Origin of the sequence: Luteibacter jiangsuensis, from assembly GCF_011742555.1 — a bacterium.
GTDB classification, from domain to species: domain Bacteria; phylum Pseudomonadota; class Gammaproteobacteria; order Xanthomonadales; family Rhodanobacteraceae; genus Luteibacter; species Luteibacter jiangsuensis.
Genome location: NZ_JAAQQR010000001.1, coordinates 569,187 through 588,890 on the forward strand (window position 1 = coordinate 569,187; position 19,704 = coordinate 588,890).

Sequence of the window (19,704 nt, forward strand, 5' to 3'; positions counted from 1 at the left end):
CTTCCCGGAGCACTCACATGCATTCCCGCCCCAACCTTCGACGTACCCTCTTGTGCGCCGCCGTCGCGGCCTCTCTGTCCGGCGTGGCGTTCGGCCAGGCCACCACCGGCCGCATCGCCGGCCAGGCCCCGGCAACGGCCGGTGAGACCGTGCTCGTGGAGGGCAGCAACGGCCTCGTGCGCGAGGTGTCCGTGGACGCCCGCGGCCGCTACTCGGTCGAGGCCCTGCCCCTGGCCACGTACAAGGTGTCGCTCAAGGCCAACGGCCAGGTCGTGGACACCCGCGACAACGTCACGCTTCGGGTCGGTGCCGCCACCGACGTCTCGTTCGACACCGCCGGCGGCGCGACCGACGCCGCGCAGCTCGAAGGCGTGACGGTGTCGGCCACCAGCCTGCCCAAGATCGACGTGGCCACGGTCGCGTCGAGCACCGTGATCACCGCACAGGACATGGCCCGGCTTCCGCTGGCGCGCACCGCCGAGGCGGTGGCCCTGCTCGCACCCGGCGCCTCGCCGGGTGCCCGCGGCTTCAAGGGCGCCTTCGGCAACCGGCTGGTGAGCTTCGCCGGCTCGTCGGTCACCGAGAACGCGTATTACATCAACGGCATGAACACCACCGATCCGCTCAGCGGCTTTGGCGGCATCACGCTGCCCTATGGCGCGGTGGACCAGCAGGAAGTGTTGAGCGGCGGTTATTCGGCCATGTACGGCCGCTCCGACGGCGGCGTGATCAGCCAGGTGGGCAAGCGCGGCAGCAACGAATGGCACTTCGGCGCGCAGGTGCTGTGGGAACCCGACTTCGCACGCGCCAGCGCGCGGAACATCAAGTACGGGCACAACAATCCCAATCCGCCGGGTTCCGTCTTCCTCCGCAACGACGACAATCACGAGCACAGCAGCACCATCAGCGCTTACGCGGGTGGTCCGCTGATCAAGGACAAGCTCTATGCCTTCGCCGCCGTGGAGATGGAGCGCAGCGAGGGCAACACCATCGGCGACGTGAACCACGCGTACGACACGCGCTACACGTACAAGGACCCCAAGTGGTACGGCAAGCTCGACTGGAACATCAACGACAGCAACATCCTCGAACTGACCGGCGTCAACCAGACGCATCGTAGCAACGGCAACAAGTACGCCTACGACTACGACGACAACACCATCGGCGACTATGCCGGCACCGATTACACGTACAAGACCAAGGCGATGGTATACGTCGCCAAATACACCAGCTACATCACCGACGACCTGACCCTGACGGCGCTCTACGGCAAGTCCAAACTCACGTATTACAACGAGCCGCCGTTCACCGGCGTCACCGGCCCCTTCATCGGCGGTGTGAACCAGCAGAATCCGGCCTTGAACGGCGGTTCGCCGATCACCAACGGGCAGACGCTGGACACCGTGGACAACCCCGACCACGAGTCCACCAACCGCAACCTTCGCGTCGACCTGAACTACAAGATCGGCAACCATTCGATCACCGCCGGTATCGACAACCAGGATTCCCACGACATCGACGACGGCACCACCATCGGCGGCGACGGTTACGAACTCTGGTACGGCAAGCAGGACCCCAACCTCAACATCAGCGACAACCCGTTCGTGGGCAAGCCGGGCGACTACCCCGGCGGTGAGAACGGCTATTACGCCTACTACCGCCACTACAACACGCTGGCCTCCGTCCGCGTCAAGCAGCGCGCCCAATACGTGATGGACGACTGGCAGGTCACCGATCGCCTGCTGCTTTCCTTGGGCCTGCGCAACGACCAGTTCACGAACTACAACCCCGAAGGCAAGCCGTATCTGAAGCTCACCAAGCCGCAATGGGCACCGCGCCTCGGCTTCAGCTGGGACGTGAACGGCGATTCGACGATGAAGATCTACGGCAACGCGGGCCGCTACTTCCTCGCCATGCCGGCTTCGGTGGCCCTGCGCACCTCCGCCGGTTCGCTCGCGGTGAACCAGTATTTCACCTATACCGGCATCGACTCGCACGGCCTGCCCACCGGCATCACCTACATCGCCTCCCAGACCGGCGGCGGCGTGTCGCCGAACGGCGAATACGGCCAGGCACCCGATCCCCGCACCGTCAGCTCGAAGAACATCAAGTCAGAATACCAGGACGAGTTCATCCTCGGCATGGACCAGCAGTTGAACGCCGACTGGGTGTGGGGCGCCAAGGCTACGGTGCGCAAGCTGCGCAACGCGCTGGACGACGTGTGCGACAACGGTGCCATCAGCCGCGCCGCCGCTGCGCAGGGTGCCGACATCGACACGCTCACGATCGGCAGCTGCTACCTGTCCAACCCGGGCCGCGCCAATGTCTACCAGCTGAAGAAGGACGGCGGCGGTTACTACAACGTGACCGTCACGAACGACGACTTCGGCTTCAGCCATCTCAAGCGCAACTACTACGGCCTGGACCTCTACCTCTCGCACCCGTTCGACGGCAAGTGGTCGGGTAAGGTGGATTACCTGTTCTCGCGGAGCTACGGCAACACCGAGGGCCAGGTGCGTTCCGACGTGAACCAGGGTTCGGTCGCGGCCTCGCGCGACTGGGATTACGCCACGCTGATGGACTACGCGAACGGCTACCTCGCGAACGACCGCAAGCACCAGCTGAAGCTCTACGGCTCCTATCAGATCGCCGCCGAATGGATGGTGTCGGCCAACCTCACGGTGCAATCGGGCCTGCCGAAGTCCTGTCTGGGCCGCTACGGCGCGAATGAAAGCGATCCCTCCGGTTACGGCAGCTACTACCACTTCTGCTTCGGCGAGCCTTCGGCGTACGGTGCGAAGGGCCGCCAGCCCTGGGAGGAACTGCTCGACGTGAACGTCGAATACCGTCCGTTGTGGGCCGACCGCAAGCTGGCCTTCAACGTGTCGGTGTTCAACCTGCTGAACCAGCAGCGGGCGGAATCGACCAATCCCGTGTCCGGCAGCAGCGGTTCCGTGAATGACGGTTACGGCCAGGTCAACAGCTACACGACACCTCGTTACGCGCGCCTCGGCGTCACCTACGACTTCTGACGGAGACGTCATGCATACACTGCTGCGACTGGGTTTCGTCGCACTCGCCGCCGGGGTCCTCGCGACCCCGGCGGCAGGTGGCGAACGCACCTACCAAGAGCTTCCTAGCGAAATTCCTGCCCATTTCGAGCCGACGAAGGCCGGCTTCGATTTCGAGCGGCGCACCGTCGACATCCCGATGCGCGACGGGGTGAAACTGCACACCGTCATCCTCGTTCCCAAAGGCGCCACGCACGCGGGCATCCTGCTTACCCGTACCCCATACGGTGCCGACGGCATGGGCCACCGTGGGGACAGCCCGCACCTCGGGCCGACCTTGCGCGGTTACGACAATCCGGCCGACATCGTCGTGCAGGACGGCTACATTCGGGTGATCCAGGACATCCGCGGGAAGCACGGTTCCGAAGGCGACTTCGTCATGAACCGTCCGCCGATCGGCCACGGCAATCCCACCGCCGTGGACGAATCGTCCGACATCTACGACACCGTCGACTGGCTGGTGAAGCACGTGCCGGAGTCCAACGGGAAGGTCGGGATCATCGGCATTTCCTACGATGGCTTCGAGGCGATGATCGCCACCATTCGCCCGCACCCCGCCCTCAAGGTGGCCGTGCCCATCAACCCCATGATCGACGGATGGATGGGGGACGACTGGTTCCACCGCGGGGCCTTCCGCCAGCAGATGATTCCGTACATCTACGGCATGGTGAATTCGCGCCGTAGCGACATCGGCTGGACCAGCGGTTATCGCGACGACTACGACCTCTACCTTCACTACGGGTCGGCCGGCGACGTCGGCCGCGCCTACGGCATGGAAGCGCTCGGCTTCTGGCAAAAGCTCCTGGCCCACCCCGCCTACGACAGCTTCTGGTCGGAACAGGCCCTGGACCGCATTGCCGCGAAGGAGCCCATGACGGTGCCCACGATGCTGGTGCACAGCCTGTGGGACCAGGAAGACAACTACGGCGACATGGCCGTGTATCGCGCTCTCGCCCCGCGCGACCCCGAACACAAGAAACTGTGGCTGGTGCTCGGCCCCTGGCGTCACGCGAAGACCTGGGAGCGAGGCGAGAGCATCGGTCCGATCAAACTCGAAAGCGACACCGGCACCACGTTCCGGCAGCGGATCCTCCGTCCCTTCCTTGCGCAATACCTGAAGGACGGCGCACCGCAGGCGGACATCGCACCGGTGAATGCGTTCGTCACCGGCGAGAACGTCTGGCGCAAACTCGACACCTGGCCGTCCGCCTGCCGGAAGGGATGCGCCCCCACGATGCAGCGCTGGTACGTGGAAGCCGACGGTGGCTTCGGAGAGGCGGTGCCGGCAAGCGGTGCCGACGAGTATGTGTCGGACCCGGCCAAGCCGGTGCCGTATCGTGTCCGTCCGATCCAGCCGTGGTCGCACGGCGTGCCCGATCAGGTCGACAGCTGGCCGGAATGGCTGGTGGACGACCAGCGCCAGTTCGCCACGCGCACCGACGTGCTGACCTACGTATCACCCGTGCTCGATCGGCCCATGAGCGTGGCCGGCGAACCCCTGGTGCACCTGCTGGCTTCCACCAGCGGCACGGACAGCGACTGGGTGGTGAAGCTGATCGACGTCTACCCCGACGAGGTGGAAGAACAGCCCTCGATGGGCGGCTACCAGTTGCCCATCGCCATGGAAATCTTTCGTGGCCGCTACCGCGAAGGCTACGACACACCCAAGGCGCTCGTGCCGGACAAGCCGCTCGAATACCGTTTCCCGTTGCCCACGGTGAACCACGTCTTCCAGCCCGGCCATCGCGTGATGGTGCAGATCCAATCGAGTTGGTTCCCGCTTTACGACCGCAATCCGCAAACCTTCGTGCCGAACATCTTCAATGCGAAGGCCGGGGACTATCGCAAGGCGACGCAACGCGTGCTGCGCGACGGCCAGAACGGTACCTACCTGGAACTCCCCATAACGAAATGACAGCACTGTAGGAGCGCGCCCTGCGCGCGACAGTTTTTCGCCTCTGTCCGCAAGCTGGCGCGCCAGCTCCGGGTCACAGCCTCAAAACCTGTCGCGCGCAGGGCGCGCTCCTACAGCCAACGCACCTAGGCGACTACCGAAAGGTGCACCGACCTCGCCTCCATGAGTTTCATTCGCTCCAGCAGCCCGGCGTAGAAGACCGCCAGAGCGTCAAAGCCGTTATCCCGGTCGAACTCGATCATGCCTTCGATCTGACAGGTCAAATCGATAGGGGTGTCTGGATCTCGCTCGAATATTCCCGAGGGGAGGGAATTACCGATGGCCGACGCGTCTTCAAACTCCTGCTTTCCGCCCGTGAAAATCAATTCATCGCATAGCGCCTGAACCTGGCGCGGAGTGATCCTGGAGAAGTCGATATTCTTCAACCGCGGCGAAGCCATGGCCTGCACTGATTCGTCGACCTTCGGATCTCTCGACCGAGGGAGTGTTTGCTTCAAAGGACGGGGAAATAGCATTGCCACAGGTGCGACTCGCATAAGTGGGTCTCCTCTTGGTGTCGCTCAACAAGAACAGAATTCGCCCCCACATTCCGGCACCCTCGCACGACGAAGGTTACGCACCTACTTGTTTTACGGACGCCACCTACTACTTTGCGGCGGGTGGATTTCGCCGCACCTACAACAAGGTTCTACGCCTTCGGTAGATTGCGCACTCTCCGGGCGGAACTGAAGCGATCGGAGTGCCATGCTGGTCCGCGATCAATCGCACCACATAGGAGCATCCCATGAAAAACCTAGTCATCGCAGCACTTGCTCTCAGCGCCTCAATTACAGCGGGGGCGTCGCTAGCAACTAACCTGTCCAGGGTTTCCGTTTACTCCGTCGAATCGTCTCAAGGAGGAAGGGAAATTCTTTCCCCACGGAGCGGCTCGACGTCGCGCGATCATGGCGGTGCGATGATGCGCATTACGACTGAAGAAATTGGATACGGAAACAACGCTCAGGCTCGTTTGCTTGGATTTTCCCTGCGAGAAGTCGGAACTATTCCGCTCTGCAATGTCCGCGGCCACGCGACTCCATGCGCTGGCCGCGGCACGATCATCGGCTATCGCCGCACCTGGGATGCCAGCGGTCGCGACGGGGGCAACTTCGAATACATGGTGATTCCGAACGGCATCGGCGGCGTGCAACGGGTGAGCCTGCAAGTGCGGTAATCGAAAACGGCCGGCCGGAGCGGTCGGCCGGTTTCGGATTGCCGACTGTCCGCTCGCTCAGTCCTTCGCCAGCGCGCTGCCCATGTGGATCACGAGGTTGTCGATGCGCAGGATGCCGCCTTCGAAGGTCGTGTTCAGGTGTATCTCGCGGATCGTCGCGCCGGGCGGCGCGTGGCAGCTGTAGTTGCCGGCGTGCACCGTCGCACCGGACCAAGATGCGGTTTCGGGGCCGCTGCTGAAGACGCAGCCGAGTTGCACGGCCTGTTCGCCGGGCGTCTGGATCCAGTAATCGAAGGACGCGTCGCTGCCGCGAAGTTCGGGTGCCAGCACGATACTGGTCAGGTTCGCGCTCTTGCCCACGCCCGGGCGTATCGCGAGATAGCGTCCTGCCAGCGGGCGCATGCCCGACTCGGCTCGCTCGCCGTAAAGAAACGGACCGCGTTTCGAAGCGGCAAGGGTGAACAGGCCGCCCGGATCCTTGAACGGCGTGATGATGCCGCCGCCGGGTAGGCTGTCGAAGCCGATCGCCCGCGCGGCGCCGGGCGACATGACCTCCTGTGCTCCCGCCGGAGCGAGAACACAGAAGAAGAGGAACGTTCCGGCAAGGTGCGTGCGCATGGCGACACACATCGCCTTCCGCGCGTGAAGAAACCGTACAGAATGCGCGACCTTGCCGAAACGGACTGCCTCAACGCTTCACGCCGCCGGTTGGCCCAGGATCCGGCCCCCGCAATTGCGACGTCGGAACACCCCGGTAACCCCAATCCTCCATGGCGACCTCCTCGATCACCACGTGGGTCACCTCGGGTGACTTCCCGAGTACCCGCTCCAGCGTTTCGGTTATTTCGGCGATCACCTGCGCCTTCTGCGCAGGTGTGTTGCCTTCACGCGTGATACGAACATGGACGAAGGGCATGACGGCGTTACCAGCGACCGGTGCTCGCGCCGCCGTCCACCGGCAGCACCACACCATTGGTGAAGGAACTGCGCACCAGATAGACCACCGCCTCCGCGATGTCTTCCGGGCGGCCCAGCCGGTTCATCGGATTCAGACCGCTGAGGAACGCGTGGGTCTCCGGCGAATGCATCGGCGTGTCGATGATACCCGGGGCGACCGCGCTTACGCGCACGTTGTGCGGCGAGAGCTCGAGTGCCAGGGCACGGGTGACATCGTTCAGCCCGCCCTTGATCAGCACGGCCATCGCCGCGGTCACGTTGCGATCCGGCTGGAGGCCGAGGTTCGCGGTGATGTTGACGATATGGCCCGACTTGCGCGCCGCCATGTGCCGCGCGGCGACCTGGGACGGGTAGACGACGCCGCGCAGGTTGGTGTCGATCATCGCGTCGATGTCCTGCACGGTGTAATCGGCGAACGGCTTGGCAATGAAGATGCCGGCGTTGTTGACCAGCACGTCCACCGAACCGAATGCCTCGATGGCGTGGTCGAACAGACGCTCGGCCGTTTCGGGCAGCGCGATGTCGCCTGCGACGGCGAGGAAGCGGTCGCTGTTGCCGAGCGCCTTGGCGGCCTCGTCCAGTCGAGCCTGACTGCGACCGTTGCCCACGACGTTGTAGCCGAGGTCGAGGAATGCCTTCGCGACGGCAAAGCCGAGGCCGCTGGAGGCGCCGGTGACGATGACGGTGTTACGAGTGCTCATGGGTTGCTCCGGAAATAGGGATGGATGCCGGCACATCGGCCGGGCCTGACGCACAATCTATTGATGCGCAGGGCGGCAATAAATATGATCCGAAGCAAATAACCTATTACATGGTGTAACTCATGCATCGCCAGTTCGACGACCTGATGCTCGGCAGCATCGAGCTGTTCTGCCTGGCCGGCGAGCTGGGCGGCTTCACCGCGGCAGCCACCGCCGCAGGCGTCACGCCGGCGGCGGTCAGCCGGTCGGTGGCGAGGCTCGAGGCCCGGCTGGGCGTACGGCTGTTCGTGCGCAGCACACGCCAGATCCGCCTTACGGACGCCGGACGCGTCTACATGGAGCAGTGCCGCCAGGCGTTGACGCAGTTCGCCGACGCGGAGCGCATGGCCAGCGGACAGGAGGCGCAACTCTCGGGACGCCTGAGGATCAGTGCACCCACCACCTACGCGCACTACCGTCTGCTGCCCGCCCTGCCCGCGTTCCATCGCGAACATCCGGGCATCCGCCTGGACCTGCACATCAGCAATCGCAACATCGGCTTCGCCGACGAAGCCTTCGACCTCGCGATCCGCGTTCGCGCACCTGTCGATTCGTCCCTGATCGTGCGTCACCTCGAGGACAGCGCACTTGTCGTGGTTGCCGCGCCCGCGTACCTCGCCGCGCACGGCGTTCCCCGCACACTCGCCGACCTCGCCGGGCACGAGTGCATCCAGTTCGATCTACCCAGCAGTGGCCGGCGCATCCCCTGGCTCTTCCGCCAGGACGGCGCGGACGTGGAGTTCGAGGCCGAGAGCAGCTACACGGTTTCGGAAGACGTGCTCGGCGGCGTCACGCTCGCGCGGGCCGGCGCCGGCCTGTTCCAGGCGTACCGGTTCGTGGTGCAGGAGTATCTGGAAAGCGGCTCGCTGGTCGAAGTGCTCGCCGACTTCGGCGGCCGGTCCCGCCCCTACAACCTCCTCTATCCGCACAGCCGTTTCGTGCCGCCGCGCGTGCGCGCCTTCATCGATTTCCTTACTGCCCGCGTGGCTGCGACGCCGTGAAGGCCCGCGCCGGGGGGCCACCCGGGCGGGTGGGTGCTTTCCGCCCCGTCCCCTATACTCCCGCGCATGAAGCCCAACGTCCTGCTGCAGTACATCCTCCCGCACCGCTTCCTCTCGCGCATCGTCTACTGGGCGACCCGGTGGGAGTGGACCCCGTGGAAGAACTTCCTCATCCGGGAGATCGTGAAGCGCTACGACGTGGACATGAGCCAGGCGGCGCAGCCCGATCCGTTCGCGTACCAGCACTTCAATGCCTTCTTCACCCGCAAGCTGAAGGCCGATGCGCGCCGGGCCGACCCCGATCCCGACGCGATCGTGTCCCCCGCGGACGGCCGCATCAGCCAGTCCGGGCGCATCCGCGACGGCCGTATCTTCCAGGCCAAGGGGCAGGAATACACGGCCGCCGAGCTGCTCGGCGACGAAGCCGCGGCAGCGCCTTTCCGCAACGGCAGCTTCGTGACGATCTATCTCTCGCCGCGGGACTACCACCGCGTGCACATGCCGCTGGAAGGCGAGCTCACCGGCACCACGCACGTGCCTGGCCGCATCTTCAGCGTGGCGCCCTTCGCGGTGGAAGCCATTCCTCGCGTCTTCGCCCGCAACGAGCGGCTGGTGTGTCATTTCCAGGGCGCGCATGGCCCCTTCGTGTCGGTGATGGTCGGTGCGATCCTTGTGTCCAGCGTCGCCACCGTGTGGGACGGCCTGGCCATTCCGCCCTACGCTTCAGACATTCGCCGCCACGATTGCCGAGACCGGCACGTGAAGCTGGAGCGTTTTGCCGAGATGGCGCGCTTCAACATGGGCTCGACCGTCATCCTGCTGCTGCCCGAGGGCTACGTGCTGGACGATCTTCAGCCACAACAACAGGTTATCGTCGGCCAGCGGCTGGGGCACTGGGCCGGAAGCGCCACTTCGAACGCATGACGAACCGCGTCACAATGTGACGAAAACGTCTTACATTTGACGCATCGCCGGGGTATTCTCCCCGGACCGCTGCCTCCATCGGGGGAGAGGCACGGGACAACAAGAAGCATCCGTACTAGGGGAAGTCGTCCATGCGTCTGGTCACCCATCTCATCGCGGTCAACCGCGAAATTCGCCTTCGCCGGCAGCTCGCCGATATCGAACGCGTGGTACTCGCCTTGCCGGTGCGCGCACATGTCGACCTCCAGCAACTGGTAAGGCGCGAGATGGAGCAAGCCGCGGCCTGCGATTTCCCCCACCTGTACGGCACGCCGCCGGAAGAACGCTACAGCACTTACGGCCATGGGCCGGATATCGGCCTTGGCAAGGCACGATCGGAAAACCCGTTGATTGCCACACGCGGTGTGGCCCTGTGGATTGCCGCCGTGTACCACGAGACCCTCGATTCGCGCCGTCCCGCGATGGAAGACCTGCATCGGCAGATCCTCCGGTTGATGCGGCAGATCAAGGAGCTTTCCGCCTCGGAACGACGTGAGCCCACCGCGAGCTGGATGAGCGGCCCGCAAGCGGTGGCGTAAAGCTCAGCGGCAGACCGGCACGCGGATCGCCTGCCCCACCGTCAGGTGGTGCCCCTTCAGCCCGTTCAAGCGCGCGATGTCTTCCACATCGGCGCAGCTGCTCTTGCGCGCGATGCCCACGAGCGTGTCGCCACGGCGCACGGTGTATTGCCTTGACGCGCGGGACGGCGACTTAGCGGCCGACGGCGACGGGCCGTTCGCCAGGGCGGCCGACGTGGCCGCCGGCGGCGGAGGCGCCACGATCTTCACCGCGTTGTGCAGGTCGCTGGCGAGGATCGGCCAGGGGCCGTCGGTGCAGGTGGCGGCATACGCTTTCTCGAGCTGTCTGGGCACGTCGAGCCGTGTCCCGACCGGTTGGCTCATCTGCGGATCGAGACGCGGATTGAGGTTTCGCAACGTGCGGAACCAGCCCTCCGACATGCCCTGCGCGGAGCCGAGGCAGACGGTGAGCTCGGCAAGCGACGCCGGGCGCTTCAAGACGATCTGCCCCGGCTGGCCGTCGATCTTCGGCCAGTTCAGGTGGTAGCTGTCGGGGTGCAGGAACAGCCAGGCGGCGGCCAGCACCATCGGCACGTAGTCGCGCGTCTCGGCCGACATCTGCCCATAGATCTGCGGATCGTAGAAGCCCGCGCCCGGATTCGCCGCGGCAAGGCGGCGCATGCGTCCCTCGCCGGCGTTGTACGCGGCAAGCGTCAGTTCGAGGTTGTTGTTGAACACCCCCAACTGCTCGTCGATGTATTCGGCGTTGGCCATCGCCGCCATGGCGGGATCGAAGCGCTGGTCGAAGCCGTCGGTGTTGGAAAGACCGAAGCGCAGGCCGGTGGCGTACATGAACTGGAGCGGCCCCGATGCCCCGGAGCGCGACACGGCATGCACCTTGCCGCCGGATTCCTTGGCCATGATGCCGAAGAGCAGCGCTTCGGGCAGGTCGGCCTTCTTGTAGGCCGGCCACATCTTGTAGCGGAGCATCTGGTAGTTGACGTAGGCATCCATCAGGTTCGGACGCAGCTGGGTCAGCCACATTTCCAGCGCCGCCTTCACCGGGCCGTTCATCACCATGAGGTCGGAAAACTGCTGGCCCTTGAGCATCGTGACGCTGCGCTGCGCCTGCGGCAGCGCGCCGACCACGAGCGACTTCGAGGCATCGCCCGGCTGAGCGCCCACTTCGGCCTCCTGCTCGGTGTCGTCCGCGTCCTCGCCCTCGATGAAGCTGCCGTCCTTGAGCCGCAGCAGCCGGTCGAACACGGCGGCGAAACGTTGCTGGTCGCAGCCGAGCGTGAGGGCACAGCGCGCCGAAGCGTCCTTCAGCTGGTCGAGCGCCTGCTTGCGCGAGCGGGCGGCTTCCGGGGTATCGCCGCGTCGGGCCTGGTCGATCGACGCCTCATACCCCTTGCTCGCCTGGTTCATCCGGTCGTACAAGGCATTTACCTCGGGAGTGGCCTTGCCGGAGGAACGTGGGGCGCCGCTCGATGCGCAGCCGGCAAGGATCGCGAGCGGCAGGATCAGGAAAGGTCGCGGGATACGGACGGACATGCACAGGCTCGGGGGTAAGGCATTGCCGGCAACGTTACCCCCGGGGGCCGCGAGACTCAAGCACCGAAGCCCGAAAAATCGCCGTAAACACCTGCCGTTGCGTAAACTTGCTCAGGTCACGCTTAAGAAGGACGAACCATGACGACGATCCTCATTGGCCGCGGCGACGAGGCCACGGTGTCCCTCGATTCCCGCTACGGCAACCGCCACGGCATGATCGCGGGGGCTACGGGCACCGGCAAGTCGGTGAGCCTGATGCTCCTGGCGGAGGGCTTCTCGCGCATGGGCGTGCCCTGCTTCCTCGCCGATGCCAAGGGCGACCTCGCCGGCTTGGCGCTAGCCGCCGGGGCACCCTCGGAGAAGCTGGCCGCGCGGCTGCAGAAACTCGGCCTGGCGGACTGGAAGCCGCAGGCCAATCCCGTGGTGTTCTGGGACGTCTACGGCAAGTCCGGACACCCCGTGCGAGCCACGGTGTCGGAAATGGGCCCTACCCTGCTTTCCCGCATCCTGGAACTCAACGACACCCAGGAAGGCGTGATGGAAGTGATCTTCCGGGTCGCCGACGACGAAGGCCTGCTCTTGCTCGATCTCGCCGACCTGCGGGCGATGCTTGGCTTCGCGGCCGAAAACGCGAAGGACATATCGGCCCGCTACGGACTGATAAGCGCGCAGAGCGTGGCCGCCATCCAGCGCGCCCTGCTCAAGCTCGAGCAGGACGGCGCGGATGTGTTCTTCGGCGAGCCGGCGCTGGAACTGTCCGACCTGATGCGCCAGGACATGAGCGGCCGCGGCGTCATCAGTGTGCTCGCCGCCGACACGCTGATCCTGAAGCCCCGGCTCTACTCCACGTTCCTGCTCTGGCTGCTGTCGGAACTCTTCGAACAGTTGCCCGAAGTGGGCGACCTGGACCAGCCGAAGCTCGTGTTCTTCTTCGACGAGGCGCACCTGCTGTTCGACGACGCGCCCGCCGCGCTGCGCCAGCGTGTGGAGCAGGTGGTTCGCCTCATCCGTTCTAAGGGCGTGGGCGTGTACTTCTGTTCGCAGAACCCGGACGACGTGCCTGGCGAGATACTCGGACAGTTGGGCAACCGCGTGCAGCATGCGCTGCGCGCGTTCACACCGCGCGACCAGAAAGCCGTGAAAGCGGCTGCCGAAACCTTTGCGCGCAATCCGAAGCTCGACGTCGTGGAAACGATCGGCACGCTCGGCACGGGCGAGGCACTCGCCTCCATGCTGGGCGACGGCGGTGTGCCGTCGCCCGTGCAGAAGGTGCTGGTGTCCACGCCGGAGTGCCGCATCGGCGCCATCACCCCGGAAGAACGGGCAACAGTGCGTTCGCGCTCGCCGGTAGGTGCCAAGTACGACACGCCGGTGAACCGCGAATCCGCGCAGGAACGCCTCACCGCTCGCGCCAGCGAGAAGAACGCCGCGGACGCGCCGCCGGTGAAGACACAGAAGGATGACGGCGGCGATTCCACCTGGGGCGACGCAGTTCGCGACGCGGTGTTCGGCACGAAGCGTCGCCAGGGAATGATCGAGACCATGGCGAAGTCGATGGTGCGCACCGCGGGTTCGCGCGCCGGACAGCAGATCGTGCGCGGGATCCTCGGCAGCATCTTCGGCGGACGTCGCTGACCATGCAGCGTCATGAGCTGGCCGACGCGAGCACGCCCTTCGCCGAGCGTGTCCGCACCGGGTGGCGCTATCCCATGCGGGGCGCCGCGCCGATCACGATCGGCGCCGTCACGCTGTTCGAATCGCTAGCCTTCCTTCCCATCACGGGGTTCCGGCTGCTGGTGGTGGTACTGGGGTGGATCGCCATCTACACGTATGCTTTCGAGTGCCTGCGCCGGAGCGCCGACGGTTATGCCGATCCGCCGGAGATTGCGGTCCATGCCGAGGACAAGACCAGCGTTGCGCTCATCCTCATCCAGCTGACCGGCAACGCCATCGGCGTGCTGGCGCCGATCTTCCTGGGCGTGCCCGGCCTGCTCGTCTCGCTGGCATTCGCTTTCGTGTTGCCGGTGATGACGATGTCCCTGACCTTCGACGGCGTGGGCGCGGCGCTGAACCCCGCGACATGGGTGGCGGCGATCGGCCGTTTCGGCGGCGCGTACTTCGTGCTGTTCGCCGTGATGCTCGCCAGCAGCCTGCTGCAAGCGGCCGCCCAATACGCCATGAAGGATCACGGCCCCACGTTCTTCGGCACCATCGGTTATTACCTCGTCGCGAACTATCTCACTGTGTACAACTTTCACCTCATGGGCGCCCTCATCCACCATCGGCACGAGGCGCTGGGCTATCGGCCGGAGTCGGAGGCGATCGCCGAAGCCATCGAGCCCGACGACGACATGGCGCTGCTTGCGCACGTGAACCTCATCGCACGCGAGGACGTGCCGGCCGCCACGGATATCCTCACCGAGCGCCTGCGCGAAGGGCTGGCCCCCGCGGCGCTGCACACGCGCTATCGGGAACTGCTGCGCGCGCAAAGTCGCATGCCGGAACTTCTTGTGCACGGCCAGATATGGATCGCGGCCCTCGTGGCAGGCAGGGAACCGCGGCGCGCGCTCGGCGTGGTGCAGGACTGTCTCGACGTGGACCCTTCGTTCCTGCCGGACGACACGCTCATCTGCGGCCCGCTGGCCGATACCGCGGCACATGGCGGCATGACCCGGCTGGCCCTGCATCTCGCGCTCGGCTACCTGCGCACGTGGCCCGCGGACATGGGCGCGCCCCATTACGGGCTGCTCGCCCTGCGCATGCACGAACGACTGGGACAGGTGGCGGAAGCGGCGGCACTGGGCCGGCGTCTTCTCGCGGACCATCCGGAGCACCCGTTGGCCGCCGACATCGAAGCGCTGCTGGCCTCGCTCGCCGTCGCGCGGAGGGTTCGCCCATGAGCCGCTGGCGTCCACCCTCGCCCTCGTCCACGGCGATCATCACGCGCGACGGCTTCGAACGGCTGAAGGCCGAACTCGACCATCTGTGGCACACCGTGCGCCCCGAGGTGGTAAAGGCGCTCGCCGCTGCCGCGGCCGAAGGCGATCGCTCCGAGAACGCGGAATACACCTATCGCAAGAAGCAGCTCGGCGAGATCGACCGGCGCGCCCGTTACCTCAGCAAGCGCATACCGGTGCTGAAGGTCGTGGAAGCATCGCCCACGCAACGCGACGCGGTGTTCTTCGGCGCCACGATGGAACTGGAAAACGTGGAAACGGGGGAAACGGTGCGCTATCGCATCGTGGGGCCCGACGAGACCGACGCGCGCAAAGGCTGGATCAGCGTGGATTCGCCACTGGCGCGTGCCGTGCTGAAGAAGCGCATCGACGACGAATTCGACGCCGAGCTACCCGGCGGCCGCACGCGCTTCGCCGTGCTCTCCGTCGCCTACGACTGACCGGCGTTCGCGGACAGCGATTCGGCGCACCGCTCCAATCCGTCGGCGAAGCGCGCCACGTCGGCCGCGAACGCATCGAGGGCCACCGGATCGACCTCGCCGCCTTCGCGCAAGGCGAACTCCATCTGCTCGCCGCGCTCGCCCACCGCGAAATTCCCGAAGACGTTCACGCCGCCCAGCACATGGTGCAGCCAGCCCGCCACCTCCTCCGCGTCGCCGTGCTCCAGCAGGGACGACAAACGGCGAAGGGCATCGCGGGTGGTGGCGACACCGGCACGGAGCACCATCGCCACCTTGTCGTCGGTACCGAACACACGCCGCATGCGCGCCATGTCGAGTTCGGGCGATGCGTCGGCAGGCGGTGCGAGCCATCGCTCGATGGCGGCATGAAAGGCATCCAGCCTGATGGGCTTGCGCAGCAGGTCGTCCATGCCCGCGGCGAGACAACGCTCGCGCTGGTCGGAACGCGCGTCTGCCGTCATCGCGACAATGGGCAGGTGCCGCCCGGAGCCTTCCTCGCGACGGCGGACTTCCCGCGCCAGTTCGTAGCCGTCCATGCGCGGCATGTGGCAGTCCACCAGCAACAGGTCATAGGGCGCGGCATCCAGCGCGGCCAGTGCCGCGACGCCGTCTTCCACCACGTCGCAGACATGCCCACGCATCGCGAGTTGCACGCGCACCAGTTCCTGGTTCACGGGATGATCCTCGGCGAGCAGGATGCGCGCTTCGCGCTGCGCGGAAGACATCGCGGGCGCCGGGACGGCGGATGCGTCGCCCGGCGGCGGGGGCGCCTTCGCCACCGGCAAGGCCAGGGTCACGGTCACCGTCGTGCCGCGCGCGGGCTCGCTTTCGATGGCGATATGCCCGCCCATGCGTTCGATCAGCCGGCGCGAGATGCTCAGCCCCAGGCCCGTGCCGCCGAAACGACGATTGGTGGACGAGTCGGCCTGACTGAAAGGGGCGAAGACATGGCGCAGTTTCGCCGCATGGATGCCGATGCCGGTGTCCGACACGACGATACGCACACCCTGCTGCGCACCTTGCCGGCCGTCCGCATGTACTTCCACACGCACTTCGCCGCGCTCCGTGAATTTGATGGCGTTGCCCAGCAGGTTGAGCAGCACCTGGCGAAGCCGGCCGTCGTCCACCACGAGGTAGGGCGCCAGCGCATCGTCGATGCTGGAACGTAGCAGCAGCCCCTTGGCCTCCGCCTGTGCGGCGAGGATGGCGATGGCGCCCTCGACGATGGCCCGCACGTCGGCCGGCCGCGGATCGAGGTCCAGGTGCCCTGCCTCGATCTTGGAGAAGTCGAGCACGTCGTCGAGGATGTGCAGCAACGCTTCGGCCGAGTGCTCAATGGTGGACACCATGCTGCGCTGCGATGCGTCGAGGCGCGTCCGTTCCAGCACGTCGAGCAGACCGATCACGCCATTCATGGGCGTGCGAATTTCGTGGCTGATGGTGGCCAGGAAGTCGCTCTTGGCACGCGTGGCGGCCTCCGCCTCGTCGCGTGCGCGCGCCACGCCCTTCGCCGCCAGTTCCTGCGCGGTCACGTCCACCCAGTAGCCGTTCCAGCGCACGGTGCCGTCGGCCGCCGCCAGCGGCACGGCATCGGAACTCAGGTAACGCATGCGCCCGTCCACCTGCGCCCGGACGGTGACATGCAACGGCTGCAGCTCGCGCGCGGACCGCTCGAACGCCGCGCGCAGCTTTTCCCGGTCATCGTCCGGGATGCCGGCGAGCATCGTCACCTCGCCGGCCAGCAGTTCGGTGGGTTCCATGCCGAGGATGCTCTGCGGATCGCCGCCGACATAGGTCATGGCGTAGGTTCCGTCCGTGCCGCGCACGGCTTCGTAAACCACCGCCGGCACGTGCGCCGTCACTTCGGCGAGGCGGCGCTCCGTGCGCTCGCGCCGCCGCGTTTCGCGGCGCAGGTTGAGGTACGCATAGCTGATCGCGACCAGTGAGATCAGCAGGACCGCGACGAACGGCAGCACGCGGCTGGCGATCTCGTGCCATGTGGGGCCGACGATGTAATGCGAGGCGAACCATGTGTTGCGGATCTCCTGCTGTCGATGCACGGGCAGGTTCACGAGCGCGCGATTGACCAGCGGCAGCAGCGGTGCAAGATCGCGACTGACGCCGATCGCTATGGCCTCGCTGTCGCCGGTGGGTGCGGCGACCTTCAACTGTCCGAGGAACGCATCGCGGATGTGGTAATCGACGGAAGCGAGGTTGCCGACGAAGGCGTCGCCCTCCCCTGCGGCGAGACGGCGCATGCCTTCCCGCTCGGTGTCCACCGGCATCGCCTGTACGTTCGGAATGCCTTCGAGCAGACGGCGGATGGGTTCACGCGTGACGTTGCCCAGCACACGTTTTCCGGCGAGGTCGTCCACGCCTGCGATCGTCGGTGCGCCCTCGCGCGTGACGATCATGATGGGAAAATCCAGGTACGGCACGCTGGGCTCCAGGTGCGGGAACGTGGCGCTCTGCGGGTTGATCGCCGCGACCAGGTCCACCTCACCGTTGCGCACCTTCTGCACGGTATCCGCCCAGTTCTCGCTCGGCACCTGGGTGAGCCGGATGCCCAGTTCCGCGGCCACCTCCCGCACATAGTCCAGCGCGAGCCCTTCCGCCTCGCCTCTTCCCGAGAGGAGGCTGAAAGGCGCATAGCTCGGGTCCACCCCCAGGCGAAGCGCCGGCAGAGCCTTCAACCACGCCTTCTCCTTCGCACTGAGCGGAATGCCGGCCTGCTGCGGACGGGGCGCGATGTCCCTGCCGATCCACCGGGCGCGCAGGCGCCCATGGTCGGCCGCCGTGAGCTCGGCCAGTGCGTCGTCGATGGCCCGCCCCAGGGGCGCGCGGTCAGCCGGTACCGCAAAGGCAAGCGCGCTGATCGGCAGTGCCAGCGGTGCGCCCACGCGCAGTTGGGACTCCAGCCCCAGGCGTGAGACGAATTCCCGTGCGGAATAGGGATTGTCGAGATAGGCGGTGACCTCGCCCGACCGCACGAGCGCCAGCGCTTCGGCCGTCGACCGCGTTTCCACGAGCGTGGTTTCGGGAAGTTCGCGGCGCAGCGCCGTCAGGTCGAAATAACCCGTGTGCACGGCGAGCCGCTTCCCGCGCAGGTCGTCCGGGCGATGGACGACGGGGGCGTCCGCGCGCTCGACCAGCGCGGGCAGCGATTCGAAATAGGTGGCGCCGATGCGGATGCCCGGCATGCCCTTTTCCACCGGCGTGACCGAGGTGGCGACATCGATCTCGCCCCGTGCCAGCGCACCGAGCAATTCCGGCCAGCTGGAAAAGGTCCGCGTCTGCAGCGTGACACCCAGTTCCTTCGCAATCTGGCGAAGGTAGTCGGGCCCCAGGCCCTCCAGTTCGCCGTCCCGCAATTCCTCGAACGGCGGGTAGCCCTCCTGGTAGGCGCCCACCGTAAGCACCGGGTGGTGGCGCAGCCATTCCGCGTCCTGGCGCGACGATGGGGCATCGGCAGACGCCTTCGCCGTCAGGGCAAGCACGACCAGGATTAACAGGAGCAGGCGTCGGATCACTTGGCGGGGTTCGTTGCGGGCACGTTCGTGGGCATAATCGGTCCGAAGTCGGCAGTACCGCAATGCAGTAAGGAGAACACGAGGCATGTCACTCAAGGTCATTCTGGCAGACGACCACCCCCTGGTTCTCGTTGGTGGCGCCTTGGCGCTGAGGACCGCGCATATCGACGTGGTGGGTGAAGCTCAGTCCGCGGACGAGCTCCTGTCCATGCTCGGCGACCGCGCATGTGACGTCGTGATTACGGATTTTCTCATGCCGAGCGACCGACAGGACGACGGTTTCCCCCTGATCGAAAGGATCGTGAAGGAGCATCCGCGGGTTGCGGTGGTGGTTCTCACCATGATCAATCGGCCCGCAGCGTTGATGTCGATGCTCAATCGCGGCGTGCTGGGCATCGTCGACAAGCGCGCGCCCATGGACGAATTGCCGGTTGCCGCGCGGGCGGTGGCAAACGGCGAAACCTATCTCAGCGAAACGCTCCTGGAGATCCTCAACGAGACGGACGAAGTATCCGACGCCATGCCCGGCGCGCCACTGTCGCCGCGCGAAACGGAGGTGATCAAGGCCTTCGTCGCCGGTATGTCGCTCCAGCAGATCGCGGATCGCGAAGGCAAATCGGTGAAGACCATCAGCAGGCAGAAGCGCGACGCGATGCGCAAGCTGGGCGTGCACCACGACGGCCTGCTCCTCGACTACGTGCGCGATCACGGGCTGGTGTAGGCACTGGACGATCCCATAGCGGACGGTCGTAGGAGCGCGCCCTGCGCGACATCTTTTGAGGCCGTGAGAAGCAGGTCCTGCTACTTCTCGCGAAAAGATGTCG

The 19,704-nt window shown here is 65.8% G+C and carries 16 protein-coding genes; 10 read left to right on the top strand and 6 right to left on the bottom strand.

The features are described from left to right. Positions 1-17 precede the first annotated feature (17 nt). Positions 18-3,032, top strand: coding sequence for a TonB-dependent receptor (locus tag HBF26_RS02365; protein WP_167122672.1), 3,015 nt, complete (start codon positions 18-20; stop codon positions 3,030-3,032). Positions 3,033-3,051: 19 nt separating this feature from the next. After that, positions 3,052-4,986, top strand: a complete 1,935-nt coding sequence (locus HBF26_RS02370) for a CocE/NonD family hydrolase (RefSeq protein ID WP_425482962.1) — start codon at positions 3,052-3,054, stop codon at positions 4,984-4,986. A gap of 125 nt (positions 4,987-5,111) precedes the next feature. On the opposite strand, the gene HBF26_RS02375 is transcribed toward HBF26_RS02370, so the two are convergent. Beyond that, positions 5,112-5,411 carry a hypothetical protein gene (locus HBF26_RS02375; RefSeq protein WP_167122676.1) on the bottom strand — a complete coding sequence of 100 codons (300 nt, stop codon included), beginning with the start codon at positions 5,409-5,411 and terminating at the stop codon, positions 5,112-5,114. Between the two features lie 359 nt (positions 5,412-5,770). On the opposite strand from HBF26_RS02375, the gene HBF26_RS02380 reads away from it, so the two are divergent. Beyond that, positions 5,771-6,199, top strand: a complete 429-nt coding sequence (locus HBF26_RS02380) for a DUF4879 domain-containing protein (RefSeq protein ID WP_167122678.1) — start codon at positions 5,771-5,773, stop codon at positions 6,197-6,199. 57 nt (positions 6,200-6,256) lie between these two features. Here HBF26_RS02380 and HBF26_RS02385 read toward each other — a convergent pair whose 3' ends face one another. The 3 genes from HBF26_RS02385 to HBF26_RS02395 form a co-directional block, all read right to left on the bottom strand. Beyond that, positions 6,257-6,817 (bottom strand): hypothetical protein, encoded by a 561-nt coding sequence (locus tag HBF26_RS02385; RefSeq protein WP_167122680.1) that lies wholly within the window; start codon positions 6,815-6,817, stop codon positions 6,257-6,259. A gap of 70 nt (positions 6,818-6,887) precedes the next feature. Then, positions 6,888-7,115, bottom strand: a complete 228-nt coding sequence (locus tag HBF26_RS02390) for a tautomerase family protein (protein WP_167122682.1) — start codon at positions 7,113-7,115, stop codon at positions 6,888-6,890. Between the two features lie 7 nt (positions 7,116-7,122). After that, positions 7,123-7,857: an SDR family NAD(P)-dependent oxidoreductase gene (locus HBF26_RS02395; protein WP_167122684.1), complete on the bottom strand. Its 735-nt coding sequence runs from the start codon at positions 7,855-7,857 to the stop codon at positions 7,123-7,125. A 122-nt stretch (positions 7,858-7,979) separates the two neighbouring features. On the opposite strand from HBF26_RS02395, the gene HBF26_RS02400 reads away from it, so the two are divergent. From HBF26_RS02400 to HBF26_RS02410, 3 genes are all read left to right on the top strand, one after another. Then, positions 7,980-8,897 (top strand): LysR family transcriptional regulator, encoded by a 918-nt coding sequence (locus HBF26_RS02400; RefSeq protein ID WP_167122686.1) that lies wholly within the window; start codon positions 7,980-7,982, stop codon positions 8,895-8,897. Between the two features lie 66 nt (positions 8,898-8,963). Then, a complete protein-coding gene (gene asd, locus HBF26_RS02405) occupies positions 8,964-9,821 on the top strand; it encodes an archaetidylserine decarboxylase (RefSeq protein WP_167122688.1) in 858 nt (285 codons plus the stop codon). A gap of 131 nt (positions 9,822-9,952) precedes the next feature. Then, positions 9,953-10,399 (top strand): hypothetical protein, encoded by a 447-nt coding sequence (locus HBF26_RS02410; RefSeq protein ID WP_193569729.1) that lies wholly within the window; start codon positions 9,953-9,955, stop codon positions 10,397-10,399. Positions 10,400-10,402: 3 nt separating this feature from the next. Here HBF26_RS02410 and HBF26_RS02415 read toward each other — a convergent pair whose 3' ends face one another. After that, positions 10,403-11,932, bottom strand: coding sequence for a transglycosylase SLT domain-containing protein (locus HBF26_RS02415; protein WP_167122690.1), 1,530 nt, complete (start codon positions 11,930-11,932; stop codon positions 10,403-10,405). A 138-nt stretch (positions 11,933-12,070) separates the two neighbouring features. Between HBF26_RS02415 and HBF26_RS02420 the strand changes: the two genes are divergently transcribed. From HBF26_RS02420 to greB, 3 genes are read left to right on the top strand one after another with little or no spacing between them, the layout of a single operon-like run. Next, on the top strand, positions 12,071-13,567 hold the full coding sequence (locus HBF26_RS02420) for a helicase HerA-like domain-containing protein (RefSeq protein WP_167122692.1): 1,497 nt from the start codon (positions 12,071-12,073) through the stop codon (positions 13,565-13,567). Between the two features lie 2 nt (positions 13,568-13,569). Continuing rightward, positions 13,570-14,832 carry a tetratricopeptide repeat protein gene (locus HBF26_RS02425; protein WP_167122694.1) on the top strand — a complete coding sequence of 421 codons (1,263 nt, stop codon included), beginning with the start codon at positions 13,570-13,572 and terminating at the stop codon, positions 14,830-14,832. Beyond that, positions 14,829-15,329 (top strand): transcription elongation factor GreB, encoded by a 501-nt coding sequence (gene greB / locus HBF26_RS02430; protein ID WP_167026330.1) that lies wholly within the window; start codon positions 14,829-14,831, stop codon positions 15,327-15,329. The genes HBF26_RS02425 and greB overlap by 4 nt, the downstream gene beginning before the upstream one ends. On the opposite strand, the gene HBF26_RS02435 is transcribed toward greB, so the two are convergent. Next, positions 15,320-18,880 carry an ATP-binding protein gene (locus HBF26_RS02435; protein ID WP_167122696.1) on the bottom strand — a complete coding sequence of 1,187 codons (3,561 nt, stop codon included), beginning with the start codon at positions 18,878-18,880 and terminating at the stop codon, positions 15,320-15,322. The genes greB and HBF26_RS02435 overlap by 10 nt on opposite strands. Positions 18,881-18,965: 85 nt before the next feature. Between HBF26_RS02435 and HBF26_RS02440 the strand changes: the two genes are divergently transcribed. Next, positions 18,966-19,601 (top strand): response regulator, encoded by a 636-nt coding sequence (locus HBF26_RS02440; protein WP_167122698.1) that lies wholly within the window; start codon positions 18,966-18,968, stop codon positions 19,599-19,601. Positions 19,602-19,704 lie beyond the last annotated feature (103 nt).